At 34.2% G+C, this 25551-nt stretch carries 21 protein-coding genes and 2 pseudogenes; 17 read left to right on the top strand and 6 right to left on the bottom strand.

What is annotated here, in order from left to right:
- The first annotated feature begins 115 nt into the window (after nucleotides 1-115).
- From ASC84_RS07985 to ASC84_RS07960, 6 genes are all read left to right on the top strand, one after another.
- A complete protein-coding gene (locus tag ASC84_RS07985) occupies nucleotides 116-2095 on the top strand; it encodes an ATP-binding protein (protein ID WP_056513425.1) in 1980 nt (659 codons plus the stop codon).
- Nucleotides 2096-2917: 822 nt separating this feature from the next.
- Nucleotides 2918-3613 carry a DUF4760 domain-containing protein gene (locus ASC84_RS07980; protein WP_056513420.1) on the top strand — a complete coding sequence of 232 codons (696 nt, stop codon included), beginning with the start codon at nucleotides 2918-2920 and terminating at the stop codon, nucleotides 3611-3613.
- 143 nt (nucleotides 3614-3756) lie between these two features.
- Complete coding sequence (locus tag ASC84_RS07975; RefSeq protein WP_056513417.1) at nucleotides 3757-4233, top strand: hypothetical protein; 477 nt, start codon at nucleotides 3757-3759, stop codon at nucleotides 4231-4233.
- Between the two features lie 451 nt (nucleotides 4234-4684).
- Nucleotides 4685-5452, top strand: a complete 768-nt coding sequence (locus tag ASC84_RS07970) for a DUF4882 family protein (protein WP_056513414.1) — start codon at nucleotides 4685-4687, stop codon at nucleotides 5450-5452.
- A gap of 86 nt (nucleotides 5453-5538) precedes the next feature.
- Nucleotides 5539-6186 carry an energy transducer TonB gene (locus ASC84_RS07965; protein WP_056513411.1) on the top strand — a complete coding sequence of 216 codons (648 nt, stop codon included), beginning with the start codon at nucleotides 5539-5541 and terminating at the stop codon, nucleotides 6184-6186.
- Nucleotides 6187-6325: 139 nt separating this feature from the next.
- The gene (locus ASC84_RS07960) at nucleotides 6326-6892 is read left to right on the top strand and encodes a hypothetical protein (protein WP_056513408.1); all 567 of its coding nucleotides are present in this window, start codon (nucleotides 6326-6328) and stop codon (nucleotides 6890-6892) included.
- A 243-nt stretch (nucleotides 6893-7135) separates the two neighbouring features.
- Here the strand turns inward: ASC84_RS07960 and ASC84_RS07950 are convergent, their stop codons facing one another.
- Both ASC84_RS07950 and ASC84_RS07945 read right to left on the bottom strand, forming a co-directional pair.
- Nucleotides 7136-8290, bottom strand: a complete 1155-nt coding sequence (locus ASC84_RS07950) for an MFS transporter (protein ID WP_056513403.1) — start codon at nucleotides 8288-8290, stop codon at nucleotides 7136-7138.
- 77 nt (nucleotides 8291-8367) lie between these two features.
- Complete coding sequence (locus ASC84_RS07945) at nucleotides 8368-8970, bottom strand: TetR/AcrR family transcriptional regulator (protein WP_056513400.1); 603 nt, start codon at nucleotides 8968-8970, stop codon at nucleotides 8368-8370.
- Nucleotides 8971-9297: 327 nt separating this feature from the next.
- Between ASC84_RS07945 and ASC84_RS22660 the strand changes: the two are divergent.
- From ASC84_RS22660 to ASC84_RS07925, 5 genes and pseudogenes are all read left to right on the top strand, one after another.
- Nucleotides 9298-9570 (top strand): annotated as a pseudogene (locus ASC84_RS22660) (EF-hand domain-containing protein); the annotation flags it as partial.
- A gap of 1 nt (nucleotide 9571) precedes the next feature.
- Nucleotides 9572-9758: pseudogene (locus ASC84_RS23555) on the top strand (EF-hand domain-containing protein); the annotation flags it as partial.
- 652 nt (nucleotides 9759-10410) lie between these two features.
- A complete protein-coding gene (locus ASC84_RS07935; protein WP_056513396.1) occupies nucleotides 10411-11394 on the top strand; it encodes an amidohydrolase family protein in 984 nt (327 codons plus the stop codon).
- Between the two features lie 63 nt (nucleotides 11395-11457).
- Nucleotides 11458-12804 carry an aromatic acid/H+ symport family MFS transporter gene (locus ASC84_RS07930; protein WP_056513393.1) on the top strand — a complete coding sequence of 449 codons (1347 nt, stop codon included), beginning with the start codon at nucleotides 11458-11460 and terminating at the stop codon, nucleotides 12802-12804.
- A gap of 87 nt (nucleotides 12805-12891) precedes the next feature.
- Nucleotides 12892-14154, top strand: coding sequence for an OprD family outer membrane porin (locus ASC84_RS07925; RefSeq protein ID WP_056513391.1), 1263 nt, complete (start codon nucleotides 12892-12894; stop codon nucleotides 14152-14154).
- A 56-nt stretch (nucleotides 14155-14210) separates the two neighbouring features.
- On the opposite strand, the gene ASC84_RS07920 is transcribed toward ASC84_RS07925, so the two are convergent.
- Entirely contained in the window at nucleotides 14211-15098 is an 888-nt protein-coding gene (locus tag ASC84_RS07920; protein ID WP_056513389.1) for a LysR family transcriptional regulator, read from the bottom strand.
- A gap of 728 nt (nucleotides 15099-15826) precedes the next feature.
- Between ASC84_RS07920 and ASC84_RS07915 the strand changes: the two genes are divergently transcribed.
- Nucleotides 15827-17017, top strand: coding sequence for a Fic family protein (locus ASC84_RS07915; RefSeq protein ID WP_056513386.1), 1191 nt, complete (start codon nucleotides 15827-15829; stop codon nucleotides 17015-17017).
- 164 nt (nucleotides 17018-17181) lie between these two features.
- Nucleotides 17182-17643, top strand: coding sequence for a hypothetical protein (locus tag ASC84_RS07910; RefSeq protein ID WP_056513383.1), 462 nt, complete (start codon nucleotides 17182-17184; stop codon nucleotides 17641-17643).
- A gap of 223 nt (nucleotides 17644-17866) precedes the next feature.
- Here ASC84_RS07910 and ASC84_RS07905 read toward each other — a convergent pair whose 3' ends face one another.
- Together ASC84_RS07905 and ASC84_RS07900 are read right to left on the bottom strand one after the other, a co-directional pair.
- Entirely contained in the window at nucleotides 17867-18313 is a 447-nt protein-coding gene (locus tag ASC84_RS07905; RefSeq protein WP_201784135.1) for a GNAT family N-acetyltransferase, read from the bottom strand.
- A gap of 262 nt (nucleotides 18314-18575) precedes the next feature.
- Nucleotides 18576-19043 carry a hypothetical protein gene (locus ASC84_RS07900; RefSeq protein ID WP_056513380.1) on the bottom strand — a complete coding sequence of 156 codons (468 nt, stop codon included), beginning with the start codon at nucleotides 19041-19043 and terminating at the stop codon, nucleotides 18576-18578.
- Between the two features lie 446 nt (nucleotides 19044-19489).
- Between ASC84_RS07900 and ASC84_RS07895 the strand changes: the two genes are divergently transcribed.
- Entirely contained in the window at nucleotides 19490-20071 is a 582-nt protein-coding gene (locus tag ASC84_RS07895; RefSeq protein WP_056513376.1) for a DUF4189 domain-containing protein, read from the top strand.
- Nucleotides 20072-20642: 571 nt separating this feature from the next.
- Nucleotides 20643-21086, top strand: a complete 444-nt coding sequence (locus ASC84_RS07890; RefSeq protein ID WP_056513373.1) for a hypothetical protein — start codon at nucleotides 20643-20645, stop codon at nucleotides 21084-21086.
- Nucleotides 21087-21213: 127 nt separating this feature from the next.
- Here ASC84_RS07890 and ASC84_RS07885 read toward each other — a convergent pair whose 3' ends face one another.
- Nucleotides 21214-21552, bottom strand: coding sequence for a hypothetical protein (locus ASC84_RS07885; RefSeq protein ID WP_056513369.1), 339 nt, complete (start codon nucleotides 21550-21552; stop codon nucleotides 21214-21216).
- A 1095-nt stretch (nucleotides 21553-22647) separates the two neighbouring features.
- Here ASC84_RS07885 and ASC84_RS07875 point away from each other — a divergent pair.
- Both ASC84_RS07875 and ASC84_RS07870 read left to right on the top strand, forming a co-directional pair.
- Nucleotides 22648-24708: a choline transporter gene (locus ASC84_RS07875; RefSeq protein WP_056513362.1), complete on the top strand. Its 2061-nt coding sequence runs from the start codon at nucleotides 22648-22650 to the stop codon at nucleotides 24706-24708.
- A gap of 279 nt (nucleotides 24709-24987) precedes the next feature.
- Nucleotides 24988-25446, top strand: coding sequence for a hypothetical protein (locus ASC84_RS07870; RefSeq protein WP_056513359.1), 459 nt, complete (start codon nucleotides 24988-24990; stop codon nucleotides 25444-25446).
- Nucleotides 25447-25551 lie beyond the last annotated feature (105 nt).

Here is a 25551-nt window from a genome sequence, read left to right as displayed (position 1 = left end):
CAAATAAATTCAATTGATTTGAGTATTTCTATTTGACTAATCATCAATAAATAGTTGATCATAAGTAACCTTTTAGACTGGGATAATTACTGTTGAAATCAGTATGTTATAGCTCATGAATAATAAAACTATAGATTTTAAACCTTTAAAAATTGTTGCTACTCCAGGACATATTAAAACTTTAGCAGAAGCATCTGCAGTTAAAGCGTTATGTGAACTAATTTGGAACGGTTTTGATGCTTCATCTCAAGTTGTCTCAGTGAAATTTGATATAAATGCTATTGATGGACTTGAGACAATCACTGTTGAGGATCGAGGGGAGGGTATTCCCTTTAAAGATGCGCAAACTTTCTTTGGGGAGATTGGGGATTCATGGAAAAAAATTAAAAAAGAAAACTACCATCATCCTTTGCATGGACAAAATGGAAAGGGACGCTTCAAAGCATTTTGTTTAGGAGCTGATATTGAGTGGAAAACTACATTTGAAGATAAGAATTTATTTAGTACTTTTTCAATTATTGGAAACCACAATCATATCGAAGAATTTAAAACAAGCTCACTAGAGAATAGCACTAAAGGTCAAAAGGGTACCAAAGTAATCATATCAAACTTGTATAAAAAGGCTGATGAATTACGCAAGGATAAAACAATTAATGAAATTACAAAGAGTTTTGCAGTATTTCTTACAGAGTACCCAAACTTACAATTAAATTTTAATGGTCATAAGATAGACCCTAAAAGTGTTCAAATTTGTTCAAAAGACTACGATTTAACAGAGGACTGTCTTGAGATAACATCTCACCCTGTTAAATTAACTATTATTGAATGGAATATAGAAACAGAAAGAGTAATAAATTTGTGTTCAGCTAAAGGAATTTCTTTAAATGAATATGAACCCAAAAACAGAATCAAGGCAAAAGGTTTTAATTTTACAGCATATTTAAAAAGTGAATATTTTCAAGAGCTAGAAAATCAAGGCGCCTTAGCATTAGGGGTTTTCGAACCATCTGTAGGCAGAATAGTTGATATTGCTATACAAACTATTCAAGAGCACTTTAGAAAGAGGATTGCTGAAAAATATAGTGGTATTGTTCAGGAATGGAAAGATCAAAATATTTATCCTTATGATGATAAATTCAATAGGAATTCAGTTGAAAAAGCTGAGCAAGAAGTGTTCGATATTCTTGCAGCAAATGTACAAACTTTTTTACCTAATTTTGATAAAACCGAAAAGACTTCTAAGAAATTTATGTTTAAATTAATTGCTCAAGCTATTACTGAAAATCCTGAATCTGTTCAAAAAATTATTACCGAAGTATTGGAATTAAAGAAAGAGGATCAAGATAAGTTGGCTAATTTACTAGATAATACTGAACTTTCTTCAATTATTTCTTCTGCTACAATTGTATCAAACAGATTAAATTTTTTAGATGGTTTAGATGAGCTTTTATTTGGTAAGGAAACTAAAAAAATCTTTACTGAGCGTGATCAATTACATAAGATTTTAGAGAAGGAAGCATGGATTTTTGATGAGCAATTTGCTTTATCAACTTCGGAAGTAAAGTTAGAGAAAGTTTTAGAAAAGCATATTTCTAAATTAGGTGTAAGAGCTGATGAGATTAATGTTACTGAACCTGTAATGCTTCCAGATGGTCGCACTGGACGTCTTGATCTCATGCTTAATAAAGTGGACCAACCTCGTGCTGGCGAATTTGACTACTTAGTAGTTGAATTGAAACGTCCTTCAAAAAAAATTGATTCTGACGTCTTAAGTCAGATTGAAAAGTACGCTATAGCTGTTGCAGAAGATGAGAGATTTTTGAATGTAAAAGCAAAGTGGACCTTTTTAGCTATTTCAAATGAATTAGATGCTTATGCAACTAGAAAAGCAAATCAAAGAAATATGCCTAAAAGTGTAGTATTTCAAGATGGTGAATTGAATATCACAGTACTTGTGAAAAGCTGGGCTGAAGTTATAGCTGACGCGCGTTCAAAATTACAATTTATTAATAGACATCTTGAGTACGAGGTTAATCAAGAAAGTTCTCAAAAATATTTAAAAGAAGTGCATGAAAAGTATATTCCTAAAGTTTAAAAATGATTTCAATTTAGGATTTTAATATATCTTGAAAGAAAAGCACCTTAATGTGCTTTTTTACCCCCAAACAAAACCCCAGTAGCTACGAACTATGTTGACTGCCATGTAGGCAGCTTAGAAAAACTTGCGCAGTTTGGGGAGCATCTAACGCGGGTTGACTGACACGTAGGCAGCTTAGAAATGAGGAGGCTTTATTCGTGCAAGTTCAATTTAGTTCACTGCCATATAGGCAGCTTAGAAATTATAGTTAGGATCATTTGCTTGATTGATTTGGTTGACTGCCATATAGGCAACTTCAGAAAGTGGCGATTTTGACGGCATAACTTACAAGGCTGGGGGGCGATATAACTTCTAAAATTAACTTAAAGCAAAGCACCCTAAGATGCTTTTCTCATAATGGACTAAACCTCCCCTTGGAGGTTTCTTTTTGATAAATTAGAGCAACTCTTAAAGGTTTAAAGAAAATCCTTAAAACTAAATTGAAATCTTTATAGAGGGTTTAAGATAACAAAACTATACTTTTAGCTAAGAGGTTTTAGAGCAATTTGATTTATGTTTAATTTTTAGTAAGTTATTGATATATATTTAATTAATTTAAATTCTTTAAAGGAAATCTATGTTTAATTTGTGGTATATGGTTATAGTTTAAATGTTGACTTGCGCCATGTTTGGTGGGTATTATATCTTCACTAGACACCTTATTATTACGTGATAAGAAGGTTCTTAATTAAATGAGGAAAATAGAAATGGCTAAACTAATGATTTTTAAAAATACTTCGACTATAATCATGCCAACTTATAAAGCTTTTGAAGGTTGGGATGGCTAATTCCGTCATAATTAAAATTCCATATACAAGCAGATTGACGTTTCTAATAGCGCTTTCTGCTTTTTTAATATCTATATATTTGTCCTGGCCTAAAATAGTTAACTTTTATGACTTTAAAGAATGGCATGTTGGCGATTGGTTATTATTTTTACAATTGTTGGTGGTGTTTGTATCAGCTTTAATTGCATTTATGACGATCAAAGCTTCAAAAAATAGTTCACGAGAACGAGCTACATTAGACACTATCTTAAACGATAACAATGACCGAGATTTATCTTTAGCTAAAGTCCTAGTTTTGAATTTTGATAAAAATCCATTGAAGTATCTAGATTTAAGCAAAGAAGATTTTTCTGACGCTAACTCAAGGGAACCATGCGTAAGTCTTTCTGAATTGTGTGAGTTCGATCCAAATAAATTAACAAAAATTGAATCTGATATACGTCGTCATATGATCCACGTGTTAAATCGTCATGAATTTTATGCCATTGGAATTAATACCAATTTGTTAGATGAAAAACTTTTTAAAAGAATGCATTGTAATAATATAATTAATCTATGGGAGGCTGTTAGCCCAGCAGTAACACACCTACGAAAGAAATCTCAGAAAACTACCTATTATAAAGAGCTTGAATTACTTGCTTTAAGATGGAGTGAGAATCCATTAGTTGAGAATGATTTAAAGAAATAAGTATAATTTTTATACCACTAAGAGCAGTCGCTAATAACAATTTTTCGAAGATTTTACTTTTGTATTAAAACCAAACCCACTCAACAGAGTGGGTTTTAATTAATTTATTGCTACTTTATACACAACGCAAGGAGTGGTTTAGAATGAATAAATTACTATTAATTGGTACTTTGGGGTTATTGCCAGCGTTAAGTAATGCAGAGTTTGTCACAAACGCTAAAGGCGAAAAAGTAGAAATTAAGGACAATCAAACTTCGGCTATTGTAAGGCTCACAGATGATGATTATGTTTTAGATGGGAAATATTATGATGTAACACTTAAAGATGGTAATAAAAAAGACGTTATTGTGAATGTATCAACATTTGTAGACCAAAAAGATGGGAAAAAATTAACTAGAGATCAAGCTTTGATTGGGATCAAAATGACAGAGATTTCAATTCTAGATGGTCTTAAAAATCGACACTCTTATGTTCCAATAAATGTTTATATTTATCAGGTTGGTAATTCAGTAAACATTACCATCGAGTATTTTGCAAAAATTTATGGTGCAAAAAAAATAGGAGCAAATTCTAAAGAATTTACTATAGATCAAAATGGTGAAATTCATATTGTGCCGTAAAGAAGTTAAACAATACCCACCTAAGTGGGTTTTTTAATTTAATTCAACCAGTTTGAAAGTACATAGCTCACAATTTCGATTAAAACGAGGCCTATAAAGATCGAAACATATATAGGCATTATGAGATTTTCTGTAGCTTTCTCTGACCTTTCTTGAGCACGCTCTTCGCTTTTATTAATTAGCATATAAACCTCTAAAAATTTATGAAGTTGCTATTTATATCATGTGCTTATATTTGCGCTACATTGTGAATATATGTAGTGCAATGGTTGTGGGATGAAAGAGTAGGTGTCTCAAATATGCCAGTTGTATTGGGACGAATTAGGTAAATAATTTAGAGAGTTAATCAATTAATAAACCAAGCCTCCTTCGGGAGATTTTTCATCGGAAAATATCAAGCAAATTTGTTAATTACCTTATATTCTAACTTTAGAATGATAAGGATATAGAGATGAAAAAATTAACATTAGGAATTCTAACAGGGTTGATGAGTGTAAGCGGGTGGAGTGCTTGTACTTATAATTTTGATGCAACGCAGCAAGACCTACAGAAATTTAATACGGAAGCATTTCCAATAATTTCAAACGCAAAAGTATCTTATAACACCACACTTCAAGACAAGGTTTTTATGGCTTTAAGTAAAAATCTATACAATCAAGTGGCAAACTCAAGTGACCCTGGTAATGCTTTACTATATGCAAATGGAGACAAAATAATCTCTAGCAATGCTATACAGGCTTTCGAATTAAAGTTTAAATTGCCAAACATTACTACAAGTGAAACCATGTTAAATGCTTTTCCTATTCTAGCATCTGGAAAAATGGAAAACGGTGATAATTTTGCAGTAATGATCAACTACCAAAAGCTTGGTCCAGTAAATAGTTTTTATATAACCACTAGAAATATGGCAGAAAATGAATTTGGTACATTAATTCAATTACAGCCTCAGAACACTTTAGATTCTTATCAAAATATAGGAATTTATTTAAATCAAAACACTAGGCAGATTGGTATTACATTCAATGGAGTAAATAAGGGCTATGAATTTTCATACCCATCTAAACTTAAGAATATGTATTTTACAATTGCATCAAATTATTCTGGTATGGCAAATGCAGATATCAATAAAGAATTTTCTGTAGAGTTAATCACAGACTCAACTAAACTGACTCAAACCTACCCAACTGGTACAAAAGACATCTGTGGCAACACAATCTAGAAGCTGAATTTTATTTAACCTCCCTCGGGAGGTTTCTTTTTATCCGAATAATTAGTATCTTGGACTAAATATACTAGAGATATATCATGAAAAGCTTACTTTTAATTTTCGGCTTATTGGTTTCCATTTTTTGTTTTGGAGCAGATTCTCAGGTTCGAGAAGTACAGAGAGATTCAGCTAGTGGAATGTTAATGAAATGGATAATACCGCCAAAAACTATTATTAAAAATGAAATATTAAAGGGTTACGACAGAGATATATTAATCTATTTAGAAACCGATGAGAGTGGCTGGGTTCAAAAAGCTGAAGTAAGCAAAAGTAGCGGATTGGATGACTTAGACAATTTAGTATTAAGGGCTGTGAAAAGATCAAAACTCAAAGTTTGGAATGAATGGGATATAAAAACAAATCACCCATCACGCTTAAAACTACCTTTTGAATTTTCAGTTTCCAGGGTTCCTAAATATGAATTTTTCCCAAATATTGTTCCAAAAAAATCTGATTTAAAGGGTGAAAGTAGATCATTAAGTATATATGTAGAAGCTGACAATAGCGGCAAAATATCTAAAACCAAGGTCACTAAAAGTAGCGGAATAAATAAATTAGATAATTACGTACTGAAAGAATTTAAAGATAAAGCAAGATTTAAGCCCTTAAATATTAATGGCAAGCCTTATCCAATTAAAGAGACTGAAGATTTTCACTTTCCTCTAGGTTCTGCTGAAGAAGGATAGAAATTTTTTACAGAATTTAGTAAAACCAAACCCACTCACTTGAGTGGGTTTGTGCATTCCAGATCATCAATAATTTCTAACCTTTAGATAGTTTTTCAACAATAAGTCAAATAAACTATATGAAAATAAGGGGAAATAAATGAAAAAATTATTATTGGGATTAGCAATTGGGTTGCTATCTTTTAGTTCATATTCCAGTGAGCTAAAGTGTTCAGAATCTTACGATATATTTCAGGGAATTATTAGGGGGGCTGTAGAGGTTAGAAGAAGTGGTGATTTAAAACAAATCAAAGCACATAATGAATGCTATGATTACCCAGCTTTATTTAATAAGAATCACCCAGGGCAATTTTATTTGTTTGGCTGGATGGATGAGAGTGAATACGATGAAACACTTAATTCTATCTCTTTTAAGATTAAGAGCGGTAAATCTAAAGGTCATAAAGCAAAACTTCTCAAGCCTAAGGCAGATTTCATTTCTAGTGTTGGTGAGGTATGTATTATTCCCATGTACTACTTCGTAAATATTGATGGGAAACAAGGTATAAGCCTAACTGATGTCTTTTTTGTAAGAGATATTCATAGTAATGAATGGAGGGCGCTAATCTACACTGGAGATGAGCCTAAAGAAGATATTAATGAATTTTTTCCTGATCTCCCTAAGAAAATAAAGGTAAAACTTTCAAAAGCGAAATTATATGATTAAATTTTGATTAGCTCACTTCGGTAGGTTTTTATTGAACCCAATTTATGAGCAATGAAAAATTTACTTTCCAATGGGATCTATAGAAGAAAACTCAGCGCTGACATCTTGTCAAAGCAGCTTAAAGTTGCGAGCAGCTGATGCGGAAAGATTGATTGAAGCATGGCCCTCTGAGCGAGGGCTGATTTGGAAAACGGTTACTATGTTAAATGATTCATTATATTTAATGATTTTAAGAAACTTGCTTCAAGACCAACCCTTTTGACGATTAAGAGCGTAAGGAAGAAGTGAAGCCAATGCCAATACTGCCAGTACAGCACCAATCCATAAGCCTGAACGTAAGCCGTAACCATTCGTAATTGCTAGACCTCCAATATACGAACCGCCACCTAAACCTATATTAATCACTGAGGTGTGTACTGCATTGACCATAGGACCTGGATGAGCAACACTGACAATTCTTGCCATCATTGCTGGATTCATTGGAACACCAGATAATCCAATCAAAATTATTGTAATAATTGCTACTGTTTTATATTCGGCAAATATTGCAAAAGCGAATAAGGAGATACTTAATACGGTTAATCCGATAAGCATGATTTTTAGGCTGTGGTCATGTGCTAAACGGCCAGTAATAGTATTTCCCACAATATTTGAAAAACCAAATGCCATTAAAATAAATGGAACTACTTGCATGCTAAATCCAGTGATATCGACCAAAACAGGAACGAAATAACTAAATGCAGCAAAGCTTGCTCCAAGAATTAAGCAACTTGTTGCACATGCTTTCCAGTAAGCTTTATTTTTAAAGGCTTTAATCTCTTCTTCCATTCTAAGTTGCCCACTGCTTTTCACTTCAGGTAAAAGACGCAATAGAGCAATCAAACAAATGAATACCAATACTGCTACTAAACCAAAAGTAACACGCCAGCCCCATTGTTGGTCAATCATAGTCGCAAGCGGGACTCCAAACACATTGGAAATCATAAAACCTCCAATAACAATGGCTGCTGCTCGTGGGCGATTATGATTAGGAACCATAGCCATACTTGTGGCAAGTGAAAGACTCAAACAACCTGCACATAAGACGCCAGTGATAAAACGGATTGCAATCAAAATAGCATGGCTAGAGATAAAGGCGCTTAGGCCTTGGATCACTACATAGAGTGCAAAGAGAATCAGTAAGACTTTACGATATTGAACTTTATATTTGAGGAAGAAGAAGGTGAGTACAGGTCCACCTAACATGACACCAAAGGCATAATATGAAATTAAATGTCCAACCTCACCTACACTGATTCCAAAGGCTTGGGATAAAGTGGCGGTCATACCAGCGACCATCAATTCTGCTGTACCAATTGAAAAAATCGCTAGACCTAATATATATACTGCTAATGGCATTTTTTGAATAAATTCCTATTTCTTGAACGTTCATTACAAAATGAAAGGGTTTAGTTTCTTTAGCATTAAGTATGTGATTACAAATTAGCTAAGAGACCATTAACTACATCTTTCAGAAAGCTTTTATCTGAAATATTTTTGTTCAGTACACGCAAACCGTAGTAGCCAGCTAAAAATCCTCGAGCCATTTCAAGGGCTGAGGCTTTTGTACTGAATTCCCCATTGGCTTGTCCTTCGACAAATACTGTGAGGAGAGAGTTCTCTAGGCGCTGTCGATATTCTAGATTCAGGCTGGAGACAACCTGATCTTTATCACCCATTTCTAAAGCAGAGAATAAGACCATGGCTTCGTGCTGTTCTGATTGTGAAAGATCCTCGGCAATCCCCCAAAGTAAAAGGGATCGTAATCTTTCTTTGAACAGCCCTGACTGTGTGAGAATGGATAATTGAGCCGCCATGGTTTTTTCATGGCTACGCAACAAAGCTTGTTCATATAAAGCTTGTTTGCTACCAAAGGCGTTATATAAACTTCCGCGCCCTAATCCAGTAACATCACATAAATTCTGTGCAGAAGTACCTGCATAGCCATTGCTACTAAATACAGTTATAGCTGCATCAATGATTTCTTTATCTTCAAACTGTCTTGGACGGCCTGGATAATTGGATTTGTCATCACTCATGGATGAGCCTGAGTGGGAGTGAACTATGAGGGATACTAGATATTATGGAACGAGTTGTCAAATATTAAATTAAATCTTAAAAATAATAGCTTACTTATAGATTCTTTCTAATCGTAAAAATAGAGGTGTTGCTTGCTAAAATCGATAACTTAATCAATCACCAATAACAGAAAAACCTTGTTCAAATTTTTAAAACTTGAGTCAGGGCAGGGCAAAGAAATCACACTTTGGATCATTTATACAGTTGCTAAATAGCTTTCTTTAAATGATTTTTCCTAAATCAATTTGTCTATATAATCAAAGCTAATTAAAGATGGGATAAAACAAATGAAAAAAATAATCTGTATTCTGATTCTCAGTTGTAGTGTACTTTCAAGCTTCAGTCATGCCTGTGATCCGACTTCATTAGACTGGGAAAAATTTTATAAAATCTATGATTCAAATAAAAATGGTACTTTTGAACTTAATGAATTTCTAAAGGTTAAAGATTTTGAACCATATTCTTGGCCAGATGATAGACGGTTTCAAGGCAAAGATAAAAACATTAAATTATTTAAATATCTAGATGAAAATCAAGATGGAAAACTTGTAGAAGATGAANATTTTGAACCATATCCTTGGCCAGATGATAGACGGTTTCAAGGCAAAGATAAAAACTTAAATTATTTAAATATCTAGATGAAAATCAAGATGGAAAACTTGTAGAAGATGAATTTGTCAAAATTTACGGTTTATTACCTAACCCTTGTGCTAATTGGCCACATAAAGCTTGGTGGAAATTTTGGTAAGTGATTCAAAATATATATCTTAAGGTGAGTCAGAATAAGACGTTTTGTTTTTATAATGTTTTGCTTTAATAGTGAGGAAATGATGGTAAAATTAAGAAAGAGGATCTGAGTTCAATTCGGAAATCGGAAACCTAACTCAGAATAAGTTTTAAACTGTCACAAAAAATCATTAACTATCAAAGTAGTGTGTTACACATAAGTTACACAATACATATCCTAGACAAGAAATATTTAATATATATAATGAGTTAAGGGTTTAATTAAACTCCCGCCATCTCCACCAAATTTGTAAATCATGATCTGTCACTTAGTTATACGATGTATCAAGAAACTTAATAAAGCCTTGAAATTTAACAGTTTCAGGGCTTTTTTAATGCCTAAACATCTATCATGGACTTAGATAGGCATTATTTGAAAATCATAAAAAAAGCACTTATTAAGTGCCTGTATTTAGTTTTGCCATCTCTATCCTATTTTTATCACCATGAATCCATTTTGCATATCGCTTAATTAATATTTACAAGCGATGTCCAAGTCGATCAAAATAATTTAGCTTTCATAAAATGAAAGTTAAGTTTCCATAATTAATGTTCTCGTATTCTTTTGATCCACCTAATCTACATCTATACCTTTATAAGATATGGAGTCGTAAATGAAAGGGAAGATTGCTTTAGAAGAACATTTTGCAATTCAAGAGACGCTTGGTGATTCTGAACGATTCTTTGTACCAGATGTTTGGAGAACTAAGCGGAGTCAATTACTCGATATAACTGGGGAACGTTTACGCCGTATGGATGAAACGGGTATTGAATACTCAATCATTTCTTTAAATGCACCAGCGATTCAAGCGATTGCAGATCCGAAAAGAGCTGTTGAAGTTGCAGAAATTGCAAATGACACCTTAGCTGAATTAATCGCTAAACATCCCGATCGCTTTGGGGCTTTTGCTGCCTTACCATTACAAGATCCAGAAGCAGCGACAAAAGAACTCAATCGCTGCATAACAGAACTTGGTTTTGCGGGTGCTCTAGTAAACGGTTTCTCAAATTTAAATAACGATGAAACAGCCAAATATTATGATGCTGAAGAATATTTAGATTTTTGGGCTGAGGTTGCTAAACTCGACGTACCATTCTATTTACATCCGCGTAACCCACTTTTAAGTCAGCAATTGGGTATCAAAGATCATCCTTGGTTAATGGGCCCTGCATGGTCATTCTCAGTTGAAACAGGTGTACATGCGCTACGTTTAATTGGTTCAGGTTTATTTGATAAGTATCCAAATATTAATATTATTTTAGGACACCTAGGCGAGTTAATTCAAAATAATATTTGGCGTACATCGCATTGGGCTTCAGCGAATGGTCGTAATCCACTCGGTGTAAAAGCAGAAAAGCCATTTATTGATTATTTCCGTAAGAATTTTTATTTAACAACAAGCGGTAACTTCCGAACTATTACCATGAAAAATGCAATTGATGAAATTGGATCTGATCGTGTTTTATTCTCAAGTGATTATCCATTTGAAGACATGGAAGAAGCGACACATTGGTTTGATCATGCCGAAATTGGTGAGAATGATCGAGAAAAAATAGGCCGTCATAATGCACACAAATTATTCAAGTTAAGCATTTAAAGTAGCTCAAGCCAATAACAATGATTGTTATTGGTATTTTTAATGCAGTAAAAGGATTTTATGATGAAAATAATATTAGATATACAGCAAGCCGTTGATACTAGAAAATTATCTCTGCAGCAGTGGATAATATTTATACTTTGTTTTTTAGTGATTTTAGCAGATGGGATTGATACAGGGGTAGTCGGGTTTATCGCTCCTGCATTGTTAGATGATTGGGGGATCACTAAAAATGATCTACGCCCAGTGATGAGTGTTGCCTTAATAGGAATGGCGATTGGAGCAATATTTGCAGGAATATTAGCAGATAAGATTGGACGAAAATGGGTCATTATCGGTTCTGCATTTATTTTTGGTGTTTTAACAATCCTGACAGGTACTTCAAATAATACGACTGAAATGGTGATATATCGATTCCTAACGGGATTAGGGCTTGGTGCTGCAATGCCAAATGCTGCAACACTCGTATCTGAATATATGCCAGCGCATCGCCGTGCATGGATGGTGAATTTATTATTTTGTGCACTACCGCTTGGTATTACGATTGGCGGTGTTTTATCAGCAGGACTTCTATCAAATCATGGTTGGAAAATGGTTCTCTATATAGGCGGAGCTATTCCTGTAGTGGTTGCCATTGTATCAGTTTTTCTTTTAAAAGAATCGCTACATTTTTTGATTAAAAAACAAGGACAAGTCGAAGCATTAGAAATTGTAAAAAATATACAGGGTAAATTTATCGATGCAAAATTAGTTCCTGTTACACCTCTAGATGCTGAATTAAATGAAAAAAATACCAATCCCGTTGGTCTTGTCGTCGGCAAGTTTATTGTACCCTCTGCAATGATGTGGCTCTGCTGCTTTATGAGTTTATTGGTATTTTATGTACTTACAAGTTGGATGCCCACGCTTCTTAAGGAATCAGGATTTACACCAGAACAGTTTAGTTTAGTCACAGCAGTTTTCCCATTTGGTGGTGTTGCAGGAACAATCCTCATTGGTTGGTTTATGGGTAAATATGACGTGAATAAAACCATCACTTTTGCATATTTTATATCAGCCGTATTATTCGTCATAACAGGATTTCTTACACAAAATATTTATTTACTCGCATTGTTTATTTTCTTAGCAGGCGCTGGTTTGGTTGGCGCACAATCCTCCTTGCCATCTTTAGCTGCGATATTTTATCCTGCAGAATGCCGTGGAGTTGGTGTTTCATGGATGCACGGATTAGGCCGTTTTGGCGCTATTTTCGGGGCATTTTTTGGCGCTTATATTTTCACATTTAATCTCGGTATGAGCGGCATTTTCTTCGTACTTGCATTGCCTATTTTAATTTCGGCGCTAGCGCTTTATTTAAAAGGGCGTTATTCAACTTCTAAAGTGACAATTCCTCAAACTTCAAAAGTTTAAATAAAAAACAATAACGACTACCTCAATTATTTTTAGGTAGTCAGGATTTTTACACCTTAAAGATTTAAGTAAAAATAGGTACATATCATGAAGAATATATTTTTTCTTGGATTAGTCGGCCTCACGACTACGCTGCCCACAATTACAAATGCTGAATTTATCAAAGATAGTAAAATATCGTTAACGACAAAAAATTATTACTTTGATAGAGATTACATAAATAATGTTCCATATCCTGCAGCAAGAGATTGGGCTCAAGGTTTTATCCTAAATGCTAAATCTGGATATACCAGTGGAAATGTAGGATTTGGTTTGGATGTTCTTGCTTTAGCAGGTTTTAATCTTATGGGAAATAACAAAGATTATGCTGCTTCAGGTTTATTGCCTGTAGATAGAAACAATGAGCGTCCTGATCAGACAGGAGAGTTGCGCTGGACCCTGAAAACCAAGGTAAGTGATTCGACAGTTCATATCGGGACACTTTCGCCGATGTTCCCAGTAATTTTTTCAAGCCCTGCACGATTATTCCAACAGAATTACCGCGGTGCACACTTGCAGTTTAATCAAGTAAAAGATCTTAAGCTTCATGGATTATATGTCGATCGAGTCAATCATAGGGACTCTACGAACTATGAAAAAATTCGTATAGGAAATATCAATGGGCGATTTAAAACAGCTGCTGAGTCTTCAGGCTTATATATGCTTGGTGCTGAATATCAATTTAGTGAAGGCTTTAAAGCAGATCTATATCACGCAAATTTGCATGATGTATATTCTCAAAATTTTATTGGTGTCAAAACTAAACATGATGTCGGAATCGGTCATGTTCTTGGCGATTTTAGAGCGTTTCTCAGTGAAGATGCTGGAAAAGAATTAGCAGGGAAAATAGACAATCAACATTTAAGTGGGATTGTCGGTTTAAATATTCATACTCATACCTTGAGTTTAGGATATATGCACTCTTTAGGCGATACCGCAATGCCAACATTAGGTCATGCTGAACCCGCAGTATTTATGGATAGTATAAGTGCTGATTTCACCAATCAAAATGAAAAAGTTATCAGTGTTCGATATGATTATGATTTTAAAGATACTGCTTTAAGTGGCTTAAAATTTATGGCGAGATATAGTCATGGAACTGATATTGAAATTCCTCGGTTAAAGGGGGAGTTATTTGAAGAAGACTCTTACGATTTTGATCTAAATTATCGCATACCTCGTGGAATCCTCAAGGGTGTTGGTATCCGTGCTCGCTATACGCGTTATCGTAATGATTTACCTAATGAGAGAATCGTATTCAGACCCGCCAATGAGACGAGGGTCAATGTTGATTACACGTGGAAATTTTAAAGCATAAAATAAATGGAATGTTATCGGTGGATTAGCTTATAACATTCCAAGAAAATTCAGTAATTAATATTGTCTTTGGTAAAGTTAATAAAATCTTTGACAACCTCTCTCTTTTTTAATTTTGAATACACCATGTAAAGTGATAATTCAGATGAATGATTGTCTTTAAAACACTCAATTAATATACCATCTTCTAACTCTTGTTTGACCTCGTGATATAAACGATATCCAATACCAAATCCTTGAATCATCCATTGGTGTGTAACTTCAGCATTATTACTCTTTAAATAAGGGTGTACATGAACTTCAAATATTTCGTCATTTATGCTGTATTTCCAATCTTGATATATGTGACGATTTCTTATTAGGCAAATGCAGCGATGATTAAGTAAGTCTAAGGGATGTGTAGGATAGCCAAATTTATTAAAATATTTGGGTGAAGCACAGAATATACGTCTAGTGTCGAGTAAAACTTCTGAATTGTAGATTACATTATTGGGTTGTTCGAGTTGAAAAAGGATATCGAGTTCATTTTCCACAAGATCCATTTTCGAGTCAGAAAGAATGAGTTCGATTTCTAGATTTGGATGCGGTACGCTGAATTTTGCTACTAGATCACCTAACTTACTACGCCCAAGATAATTTAAGCTACCAATACGTAATTTACCTGCAAAAGAATTCACATTTTGAGAAACTTCGTCATGAACTTGTTTCATTAAAGATGATATGTAAATACTACGATCTAATAATAATTTACCAGCCTCTGTTAAATCAAATTGTCTAGCAGATCTGTTAATAAGCCTCTTACCATAAAAATATTCAAGTTTTGCTAACTTTCTACTTACTGTTGGTAGGGGAATATCCATTTCAATGGAAGCACGCGTCATTGATTTTGATGAGGCTAATGTTATAAAGAAATCTAAATCACTAATTTCATCTTGCATAATTTGCTTTCCGTAGCATAAATCAATTTAATTTTTGCATAGCACACCTTTGTCCAAAATATAATTGATGCTTTTTAAAATTAAATTTGAGGTGTTGTTAACTTTTATTTTTTTTCAAAAATCCTATTTTCATTAAAATTTAAAAATAGCGATTTGACTTACAATGGTTATTATAGCAGTAGTTAGGATATGTATGAGGAAAATTAATATTTTGAAAAATATAAATTTAATTCAGAAACTGTAAATAAAATTGAATAAAAAAGTGTTATGGCTAAATATGTCATAGAAAAATATGATTCTTTTAAAACTAAATGAAAACACTTCTGTGCCGAGCAGCACAATAGTTTTTTCATTGAATATTCAGTCTGTAAAGCAAAAAGTGAATTGCGCAACAAATAACATTTAATAAATTAGCAAGAAGGCTAAATAAATATTCCATGATCTGTTTCAACACATTAAAAAATGGAAGTATTACCAGTACAATTTATTTTGAGTTAAATTTAGTAAAACCATCTTTAGCTGATTGTCTATACTTGCTATTTTAGAGAATTTCTCAATATGACTAAGTTTATGATATTTATATGTTTTAGTTAAAATGCTTCTTTTTGACATTTTTTCTGACACTTTCTTTGACATTTTTTTGATATTTTTTATTAAAAAATTGACTAAATAACTGAAATACAATAATAATGATTTGACATTTTCTTTGACATTTTTTCTGACAAAATATGCCTGAACAAAGTAAAACATGGATAGATGAAACGACGTTAAAAGTCATGACATATAAATCAGGCTTTTTTACTTTTCAATTGGGTTTTGAACATACTCAAGTCCAAGCGATGCTCAATCGTGTCAATGATTCACAAAAGCGCTTTAACAAAACCCCAAGTTTACCCTTAATTATTGACCAAGTGCAGGATAAGGTATTAGCAAGCAGTATTTACAGTACCAATACTATTGAGGGAGGGCAATTTACAGAACAAGAAACTGCAAACATATTAAAACAGGACCCTAAGACTATTCAAAAGTCAGAAGAGCGAAGACTGACAAATTTAAAAGAATCTATTGAATGGATAAAAAAATCCAGTTCTAAACAGTTAAAGCCTGTAGAAGGTAAGCCTTTTGAACTTTCTACGATGTTTCAATTACATACACTAGTATCTCAGAATTTAGAAGAGCAACATAATCCAGCAGGGCAGTTACGAAATAACCAGCCAACTCAAAAAACAATAGTTGGTAATGATTCTCATGGGGGGACATATCGACCACCCAAATGCATAGAGGATATTGAATATCTTATTCAGGCGTGGATAGAATGGTTAAATAGTCCAAACGTAATTAATCAACCCGCGATAATTAGAGCAGGGCTAGCACATTATTATTTTGAGCTAATTCACCCATTTTGGGATGGTAATGGACGTACTGGGCGTCTGATTGAAATGTTTATTCTTGAGCAGTCAGGATATCGGTTTAGTTCATCTGCTATTTGGAGGTATTATCAAACGAATATCCATGAATATTTTGCTTTATTCAATCAGTGTAGAAAATTAGCTGATAAAAAGGAAGATAACCCTAATCAACCATTTATTGAATTTATATTGAATGGTATGTTTGAAACAATTGAATATCTTCATGATGAAAGTAATAAATTAATCGGATATTTGCTTTACCAAACAGCTTTAAATAACGCTAAATTTAGGAAGGAAATTTCAGATAGACAATTCAATCTTATTCATAATGTGATGCGAGTGATGAGTGAAAGTAATAAATTTTTGTCAAAAGCAGAACTTTATCGTATTCCACAAATCCAGATTTTATATGATAGAAAAACCGAAAGAACATTTTATAGAGATATTGATAAGCTTGTTGAATTAAAATTTTTATCTGAGCAGGATGGATTGATCGTTATGGGAAATTGATTAATAAGTGAATCCTTTAATTTTTTGTATCAACAATTTCAGCGCTTTTTCATGCCTAAATATCTATCATGGACATCTACAAGTACAATTTGAAAATCACGCACATTACAAATAAGGTATGATACGTAGCGATGACTTTCACTATTTTGAGTTGAGTATACTTGATGAAAAAAATATTAATGTTGCTGATCAGTCCTGTAATTGCTGGTTCTGTGTATAGCGCTGAAGATTGGTCGAAAAAGCCTCAATCCTATGTGTTTTTACAAAATGAAGAACCTCAATATGAGAATAACAATAGTGAACGTGTTGATTTTTTTGAGTTGTCAAAGCAACAAGAGCAAGATCGTATCGCTCAACGTGAGGTAAATGTCGCAAAAATGTATGAAAGTCGGGCAAATACTTCTAATATGAGTCCATTTGAAAGATCTCAATATCTTCTGAAAAATAACGATACTTATGCTTTGAATGCACATGAAAGCGAGCAACAGCTAAAATCATTGCAAAAGGCCCGCAATAGAGGGGTAATTTCAGAGCGCGATTATCAACAGAAAATGATTAAGCAAAATCAGATGCCTTTAGAACAGAAAAATAATCAACTTAAATATTCTGTTCCTGTAGGGGAGTGATGATGAATATTTTTAGGTATGATTGGTGTTGAACTAGTTTTTACTTACTTATTTTTATAAAGAAGTACCTTAAGGTACTTTTTTAACACATTAAAAATTCAACTTCTCTACAGGTTGAAATCGTGATAAGCAATTCTATAATCTTTCGTTGTCTTTGACTTAAGTTTTTATCATAGTATTTACGAATCATCCGTATCTCTTAAAAAATTAAGTTAAAACGTAATTATATTAAATGGTTAGAATAAAAATAAACAAACTCTGGATCACCATCATCAAGATTATCTATGTGACCGCTCGCGATAAATCCAGAATTTAGTAATAACTGCTGCATTGGCAAGTTAGATCGATTAGTTGTGGTAAAAAGCTTCGGATGTTGACATTTAGCCTTTAATGCGTTCAGTAATACATGTCCCGTACCACAACGACGATAAGGTTCTCCGACCATCAGCATCTCAATAAAACCGCATCCGAAAAAATGGTAATTTAGAACGCCGTAGCCCATTACTTTTCCATTTTTTTCAACAAGAAAGCAGACACCCTGCATACACCAATTGTGGATTTGCAATATTCGCTGCGGATCGTGTGAGGCAACACTGTCAATAGCGATTAAGTCTTTAGTGTCAGTTTCAGTCGCTAGGCGAATAAGTATATGTTCATTTATATCAGTCATTACGCTATTCACTATAGCAAAATATATAGACCAATTTAAAATTATGGTCGTGATAAGAAATTCTAGATAGTTTCTTTATAGATCAATCGCCTTACCGCAAAAATTAGAATCAGGGCAGAGTAAAGATATTTTACTTTGAGGTATTGATACTGTTGCTAAGCAAAATCAGTGTAGCGCTTTGAATGATGTGAAGAATAAAGTGTTAAAGTTAGACTAAACCAGCTTAAAGCTCATTTGAAATTATGGGCTTTAAGTTACGCTATCACTTCTTTTTATCACAACCGATCACTATGGCATCTGTGATGATGTTATTTTTATCGGTGTACAGGGTGATATTGCAAAAGTAATCGATAACAGTCCGATTTTCTGTATATCCAGTCTTCCGATATACAGGTTCGCTACCAACTGGCATTTGGCCAACCACGCCACCACCACCGATTCCAACCATGGTCGTCTTTTGGCCAATATACTCAACACCTGTCTGCACGAAAACTTTTTCTGGTGTTACATGAGTCTGCACTCGATTCCACCCATAGAAGCCACCGCTACCATACGACGATGGACCTAGACCATGATCAGGTTTGCCAAATATTTTAAATGCATTACTGGCTGGTTGCCCTACTAGTTTTTGTGCAGCCACTTCGACTTCATTGGGTTTGGTGGCCAAGGTGGCGCAAGCGCTGATACTAAGCACCATGAGGGTGACACAACTATATTTGAATAAAGGCATGGAAAAGACTCCTAAAATAATCAATGTTATACGTACAGAGCAGAGCGAGATATTAATTCATCATAATTTATTATTTGGTATATATTTCACACGATTATATCGCATAAATATTGATAGTCAAAAGCCCATTCTCACTAAAATAATTTGGTGTTAACTTTCCTCTGCTCATAGTCCATTGATGATCTTTTTAGAAGGCGCGATCCTTGTATTGAGCGCTGTTTTGAATAAACTTTATTATATTGGGTCTATTATTCAATATATTGATTTAATTGAGAATATTTTATAAATATCAAGTTGTGATGAGCATGATCATCAGAATGAAAATAAGTAATGCCAATTCAAAAATTGAGTTTAGTGATGAATTATTTTAAGATTTAGAACGACTAAAAGTTAATTTATAAATGATAGATATTTCACAAAATAATTTACGGCATGGATGAAAAATTATGGCTAAATACAATAGACCGCAGATCATACAATTTTTTATATCGTTAATTTCTCTTACTCTATTTTCTTTAACGATGTCAGGTGTTGCGCATGCTGAGGGGAATTGTCCTCCAGGCTATTATCCTGTCGGTGGTCAAGGTGTACAAGGCTGTGCGCCTATTCCGAATTATGGAAGCAGTGGAGGATATTCAGCTCCAAGCTACCGGACACCAAGCACAGAAGGTTATGTGGCTTCGGGTACAAATGGTGTAATCGGTGTGGCTACTGCAAAAATTTTCCGCGGAAAGTTAGAAGAGAAAGCATTGCAAGCTTGTGAAAAAAAAGGTGGGACTGATTGCAGAATTTGGTTTACTTATGATGACAACCATTGTGCGACTGTAGGTCAAGCGGAAGGAACAAATAGGTTGTATAAAGCACGAACAACGGCGGGTGAAGTAAGCGATGTTGTTCCAATGTTAGTCCCAGGAAGTAGAAAAGCTTTAGGACGGAAAAAAGTTTTAGAGGCGTGTCGTTATGATGGCTATCCTGAGACTCAATGCAAAATTATTTATGAAGATTGCCGTAGGCTTAATCTTCCATAAGTATTTTATTTTGCGATTAAAATATGAAATACAAAGCTTGGGAAGACGTTTACGGAGTCGAGCTGAAGCGAGTTTTTAAGACAAATAAAACTACCTTCGGGTGGTTTTTGTTTAATGGATGATTCTAGTTTGGTACTGGAAATAGGTGCTATTTCGTATAGGAATCATTTTGTTAATGGAGAAAGTTTTGAACTAGGGTGATCAAGTTTTGTATTGTTTCTTTCTTATGCTTTAATATCAATGTAATTGGCAGAGGACTAGTGCTACAAACATTAGAGTGGACTTTACCTGATTCTGTCTATGACCCATATGATTATGAATTAAATAAAGATACAGATTTTAAAAAATTGAATCCTGAGCAACAGGCTAATATTGTAGCTGATTATTTTGGATGAATTGAAGGATATAATCAGATTAATTTCAGTTTAGCTTGGCGAAATCATATAGCTGATAATTCACATTATATAAGACAGGTAATGCAACCGATTATAAGTAATCCTTCAGGATATACACTGGTTTCTAATTCTACTCCGACTCCATTAATTCCTTTAATTTACTGAATTATCATCTCATGAAAAATATTAATTTATTAAGTGTTTTTTTTATATCAATAATATTAATTGGTTGTAAAGAGAAACGTGTAGCTGATTTCCAATATGAAATATTAGAAGATAAGAGCATTTGTTCATTAAAACCCCAAGAAATTTATGATTCTAATGAGTTTTCAATGTTTGACACATCATTTAAAAATGAAAGTGGAAGTTTCAATGATGAATTATCAAAGAAAATATATGCACAAAGTTTAGAAAATTTGTCTAATAAAGATAGTAAGTATATTTTTTGCCTTTCAAAAGATATGCTTATGTCGAATTATTTAGAAACTCAGATCCGTATTGAGCTAAAAAAAGGAAAATCCTTTAGACAATATGAATTTATAAATTACTTCTGTCTAAGTAAAAAAAATTCAATTATGAATTTCAATAGTCGGGATAAGAGTATACGAGAATGCCAATAATTCTGATTTCTGTAAAATTATCATAATATAGGTGACTTGAAATCTTACTTTCAACATCTATATCTTAGCCAAAGCAGTTCTAGAATTCGGCATGATGGAATAGTTTTACCGAGTAAGTCTTAAGTTTTTAAAAGTGGACTTTGATCTGTTTATCTGCCGTTCTGCATCGTATTTTTTGCTGTTCTATAGGTAAACCAATGAGTTCATCATAAGCATTCATTACCTGTTCATCTGTAGGGTCAATCTGTTCACGGGAAACCTTACATTTCTTTTGATTTTTTAAAAACAAAGCACTTAAGCTTTTTCCGTAAGTTGAATTTTCATCTTTATCACAAAGACTACTAAGAGCAACTAAACGAGCAAATTTTAATTGTTGAACTTGGATTTGACATGATGATTTGGATTTTGGTAACTCAGCCCAAGTTCCACCACTAATTAAGAGGGTGAGAAGTAGGAATTTTTTCATTTTTTGATCCTTTATTTTGTTTATTCAATGATAGATTTTTATTGGAAAGAAAATTTCTAACTTTATCTTGTTTTTGAATTAACACATAAGGCGAGTCAATACCAAGATATAAAAGAGCCAAAATATAGTTTTAAAAAGTTTGAAGGCGAAAGTGGCTAAGGTTTAAGTGGATGTATTGCAATTGCTTTAAAAATAGCTGCCTTATTCAAATTGCATTATGCTGATGTCATCAACACATTTAATATCTCATGCCGATTTTTATAAGTTTTATCAACATATCTATATATACTTGTCGAAATTTTCATTAAATATCGACATGAGGCTTTACGGATTTTACCCTTTGACTTAAATATTGAAGTGGGATGTAAAAAGGGGGAAAGATTTATATGTATTAGCTCAAACTTGAGCTGGCAGTTCCCTTTTTAGGGAATATCTGTTTTATTTTGGGGTGAAGTATTCTGATCATAAGTGATGCTATGCTCGGTCTATGCTTTTTTCTGCCGAACTTTATCTGGTGATTGAATGCCGATTTAAGCAATATTGTGATTTATCTTAGAACAATAGCAAAAATCTTCGGTGACTCGGTCTCATTTATTCCTTTTAATCTTTCAATCCTTATGTAAATGGGGTGTTGTGATTTGTTTCGTATTGTTTTTGACTTTATAGGTTCTGTTATACTCAGGTCGCAAATCTTTCCTCGAAAGAGGACGTAATAAAAGTGTCTCAGCAATTTGATTACTCATTTTTTGGTCTGTGGTGATTACTATGGTCTGTATCTCACAGCTGTTGCTCGAAAGTTTCGACTGGTAAAGCGCAGTGATACTCGCTGGTTGATCATACTCCATCATTATTTTGCTGTTTATGTTTGATTCAGTCAAAGCGCTTAAACAGGATCAATTTAGTCCTAAAGTAATGCAAGTGATCACGAAGTGAATTCAGTCATCACATCACACAACTGAAAAATCAGGAACATTTTAATTTGAGTAAATGACTTTTGTTTTTCATTTTTTATTCAAATATTTATTTTCATTGATTGAGCGATGGAAAGACGTGGATGAATATTTTCTTTTTCTTCTCTAACTTCCTGAGGATTGTATGGCAACAGATAATCCAAGAGCAGTTGATGATGCTACATTAGCGAATAAAGACCATTTAAATCGTGTGGTTTTTTATATTTCAGCTCTACTTATTTTAACATTTGCACTTGTTACGATTTTATTTAACGACTTTGCCAATCACTTACTGAATGTGGTACTGGCTTGGGTCAGTGATAAATTCAGCTGGTATTATTTATTAGCTGCAACATTGTATTTAATCTTTGTAATTTTTATTGCTTTCTCACGTTATGGCGATATCAAACTTGGTCCAAAGCACTCGAAACCTGAGTTTAGTTTATTGAGTTGGTCAGCGATGCTGTTCGCTGCTGGGATTGGGACAGACTTAATGTTCTTCTCGGTTGCAGAGCCGCTATCGCATTATATGAACCCTCCCATAGGTGAAGGGCAGACTTATGAAGCTGCACGTCAGGGTATGGTCTGGACATTGTTCCACTATGGCTTAACAGGGTGGGGGATGTACGCTTTGGTTGGTATGGCATTGGGATATTTTAGCTACCGCTATAATTTGCCATTAACAATTCGTTCTGCGCTATATCCAATCTTTGGTAAAAGAATTGATGGGCCTATTGGGCATACTGTTGATATTGCTGCTGTGATCGGAACGATCTTTGGTATTGCTACTACCTGTGGTATTGCAGTAGTTCAGATCAATTATGGCCTACATGTGCTGTTGGATATCCCAGAGAATCTCTGGATTCAGATTGCGCTGATTTTAGTCGCTGTGATTGTGACCATTATTTCGGTGACCGCAGGGGTAAATAAAGGCATCAAGGTTCTGTCTGAAATTAATATCTATGCTGCAATTGGTTTGATGCTGTTCGTATTGTTTCTTGGAAATACCGAATTTCTGCTCAATGCGCTGGTACAAAACTTTGGTGATTATATTAGTCGCTTCCCAAGTTTGGCTTTGGAAAGTTTTGCTTTTGATCGGCCAAAAGACTGGATGAATAGCTGGACCTTATTCTTCTGGGCATGGTGGGTAGCTTGGTCTCCATTTGTAGGCTTATTTCTGGCGAGAATTTCTCGCGGTCGTACGATCCGAGAATTCGTCTGCGGTACCTTGATCATTCCATTATTGTTCACTATCACTTGGTTATCTATTTTCGGTAATAGCGCCTTACATAGTGTGATCTTCGATGGTAACAGCGCATTGGCACAAACGGTATTGACCAATCCTGCACATGGCTTTTATGACTTACTAGCGCAGTATCCAGGCTTTGCCTTTATTGCAAGTATTGCCACAATTACAGGTTTACTCTTCTATGTTACTTCGGCAGATTCAGGCGCTTTAGTACTTGGTAACTTCACGACGAAATTTTCTAGTGTTGATCATGATGCTCCACGTTGGTTGCGTATCTTCTGGGCTATTGCAATCGGATTGCTGACTGTAGCCATGCTAATGGCTAATGGGATCGCCGCTTTGCAAAGTGCAACGATCATTATGGGATTGCCTTTCAGTTTTGTCATGTTGTTAGTGATGGCGGGTTTGTATAAATCCTTGCGCTTGGAAGATTATCGTAAAGCGAGCCGTAGCTCAAATGCAGCACCTGTTGTAGGGAATGTTGATATTCTAAATTGGAAGCAACGTTTGTCTCGTGTCATGTTTCATCCCGGTAGTCGCGAAACACTCAGTATGCTCGACAGCGTATGTAAACCTGCAGTCCAGACAGTTGCGGATGAGTTAGTTAAACGTGGCATGAGTATCGAAGTAACGCAGGGAGAAGTGGAAGATAGTGATACCTTGTATCATCTTGATTTAACCATCTACATCGAAGAAGAGTTTAATTTCGTTTATCAGATCTGGCCTGTGCGTTATATCGCGCCGACCTTTAGTGAACGTGGTAAACGCGGTATGCAACATTACTATCGTTTAGAAACCTTCCTGTACGAAGGTTCGCAGGACAATGACTTGGTCGGATATACAAAAGAGCAGGTGATTAATGACATTTTAGATAAGTACGAACGTCATATGACCTTTTTACATATCAATCGAATTAGTCCCGGAAATCGTCCTTTGTATCCTGACTCACAAGACTAGTGGCTTGACATAAAATATCCCCATGAGTTGTGCACAACTTATGGGGATTTATTTTAATAAAAATCTGTTTTTAAATAATTTTTATAAGCTCTTATTAGCGATTGTCCAAAAGTCGTAGTGACCATTCAACAAGAAGTAAGCACGCAACAAATTGAACAAGTCAAGCTGTTGCGTAAAAGGCTGTTGTCATAGATGTCTAAGTGGTTCTTTTATTTGCTAAGATTGGGTAAAATTACTGCAAATTTAGCACTTTATAAAATGTAGATTAGGATGATGATGATGAACAAAATTTTAGTAATCGCCTTAGGGATATTGCCAGTATTTGCACAAGCACAAAGCTTCAAATACAAAAACACCGAGTCTGGTTTTAAAAATTATCAGGGAGTAGCCACTTTAACAGGAAAATTTTCACGTAATTTAGACCCTGAATATTTGGATTATATGGGCGATGATATTTGCTTTGAACCCAACAAAACATCAGCTGCACTTATTCCACGCCCAAAAGGTGACACACGAGATGTATGGTTTTGCTTTAGCAACTTTGATGCAGCAAAAAAGACTTTTAAGTTACCAGACAATATTAAAAAAGGTTATTGCCAATATGAAGGACAGGCAACGATTCAAATTAAAGACTATCATTTATTTATAGAGGAAACTGAAGGTTTTGATTCAACTCAATTAGTTTCAGCGACCAATATTACTCCCGCAAAAGCAATAAAATGTAAAGTGCAGAATTAAGACTGTTTGAATACTGTGATGAGATTTGATAACTACAAGTAAATAGAGCTTAACTTGGTTAGCTATTCGCAAACAAAAAAGATCGCATTAATGCGATCTTTTTTT

Origin of the sequence: Acinetobacter sp. Root1280 (assembly GCF_001425285.1) — a bacterium.
GTDB classification, from domain to species: Bacteria; Pseudomonadota; Gammaproteobacteria; order Pseudomonadales; family Moraxellaceae; genus Acinetobacter; species Acinetobacter guillouiae.
The sequence above is the reverse complement of the archived record's forward strand: the minus strand, read 5'-3'. Positions and strand labels throughout refer to the sequence as shown.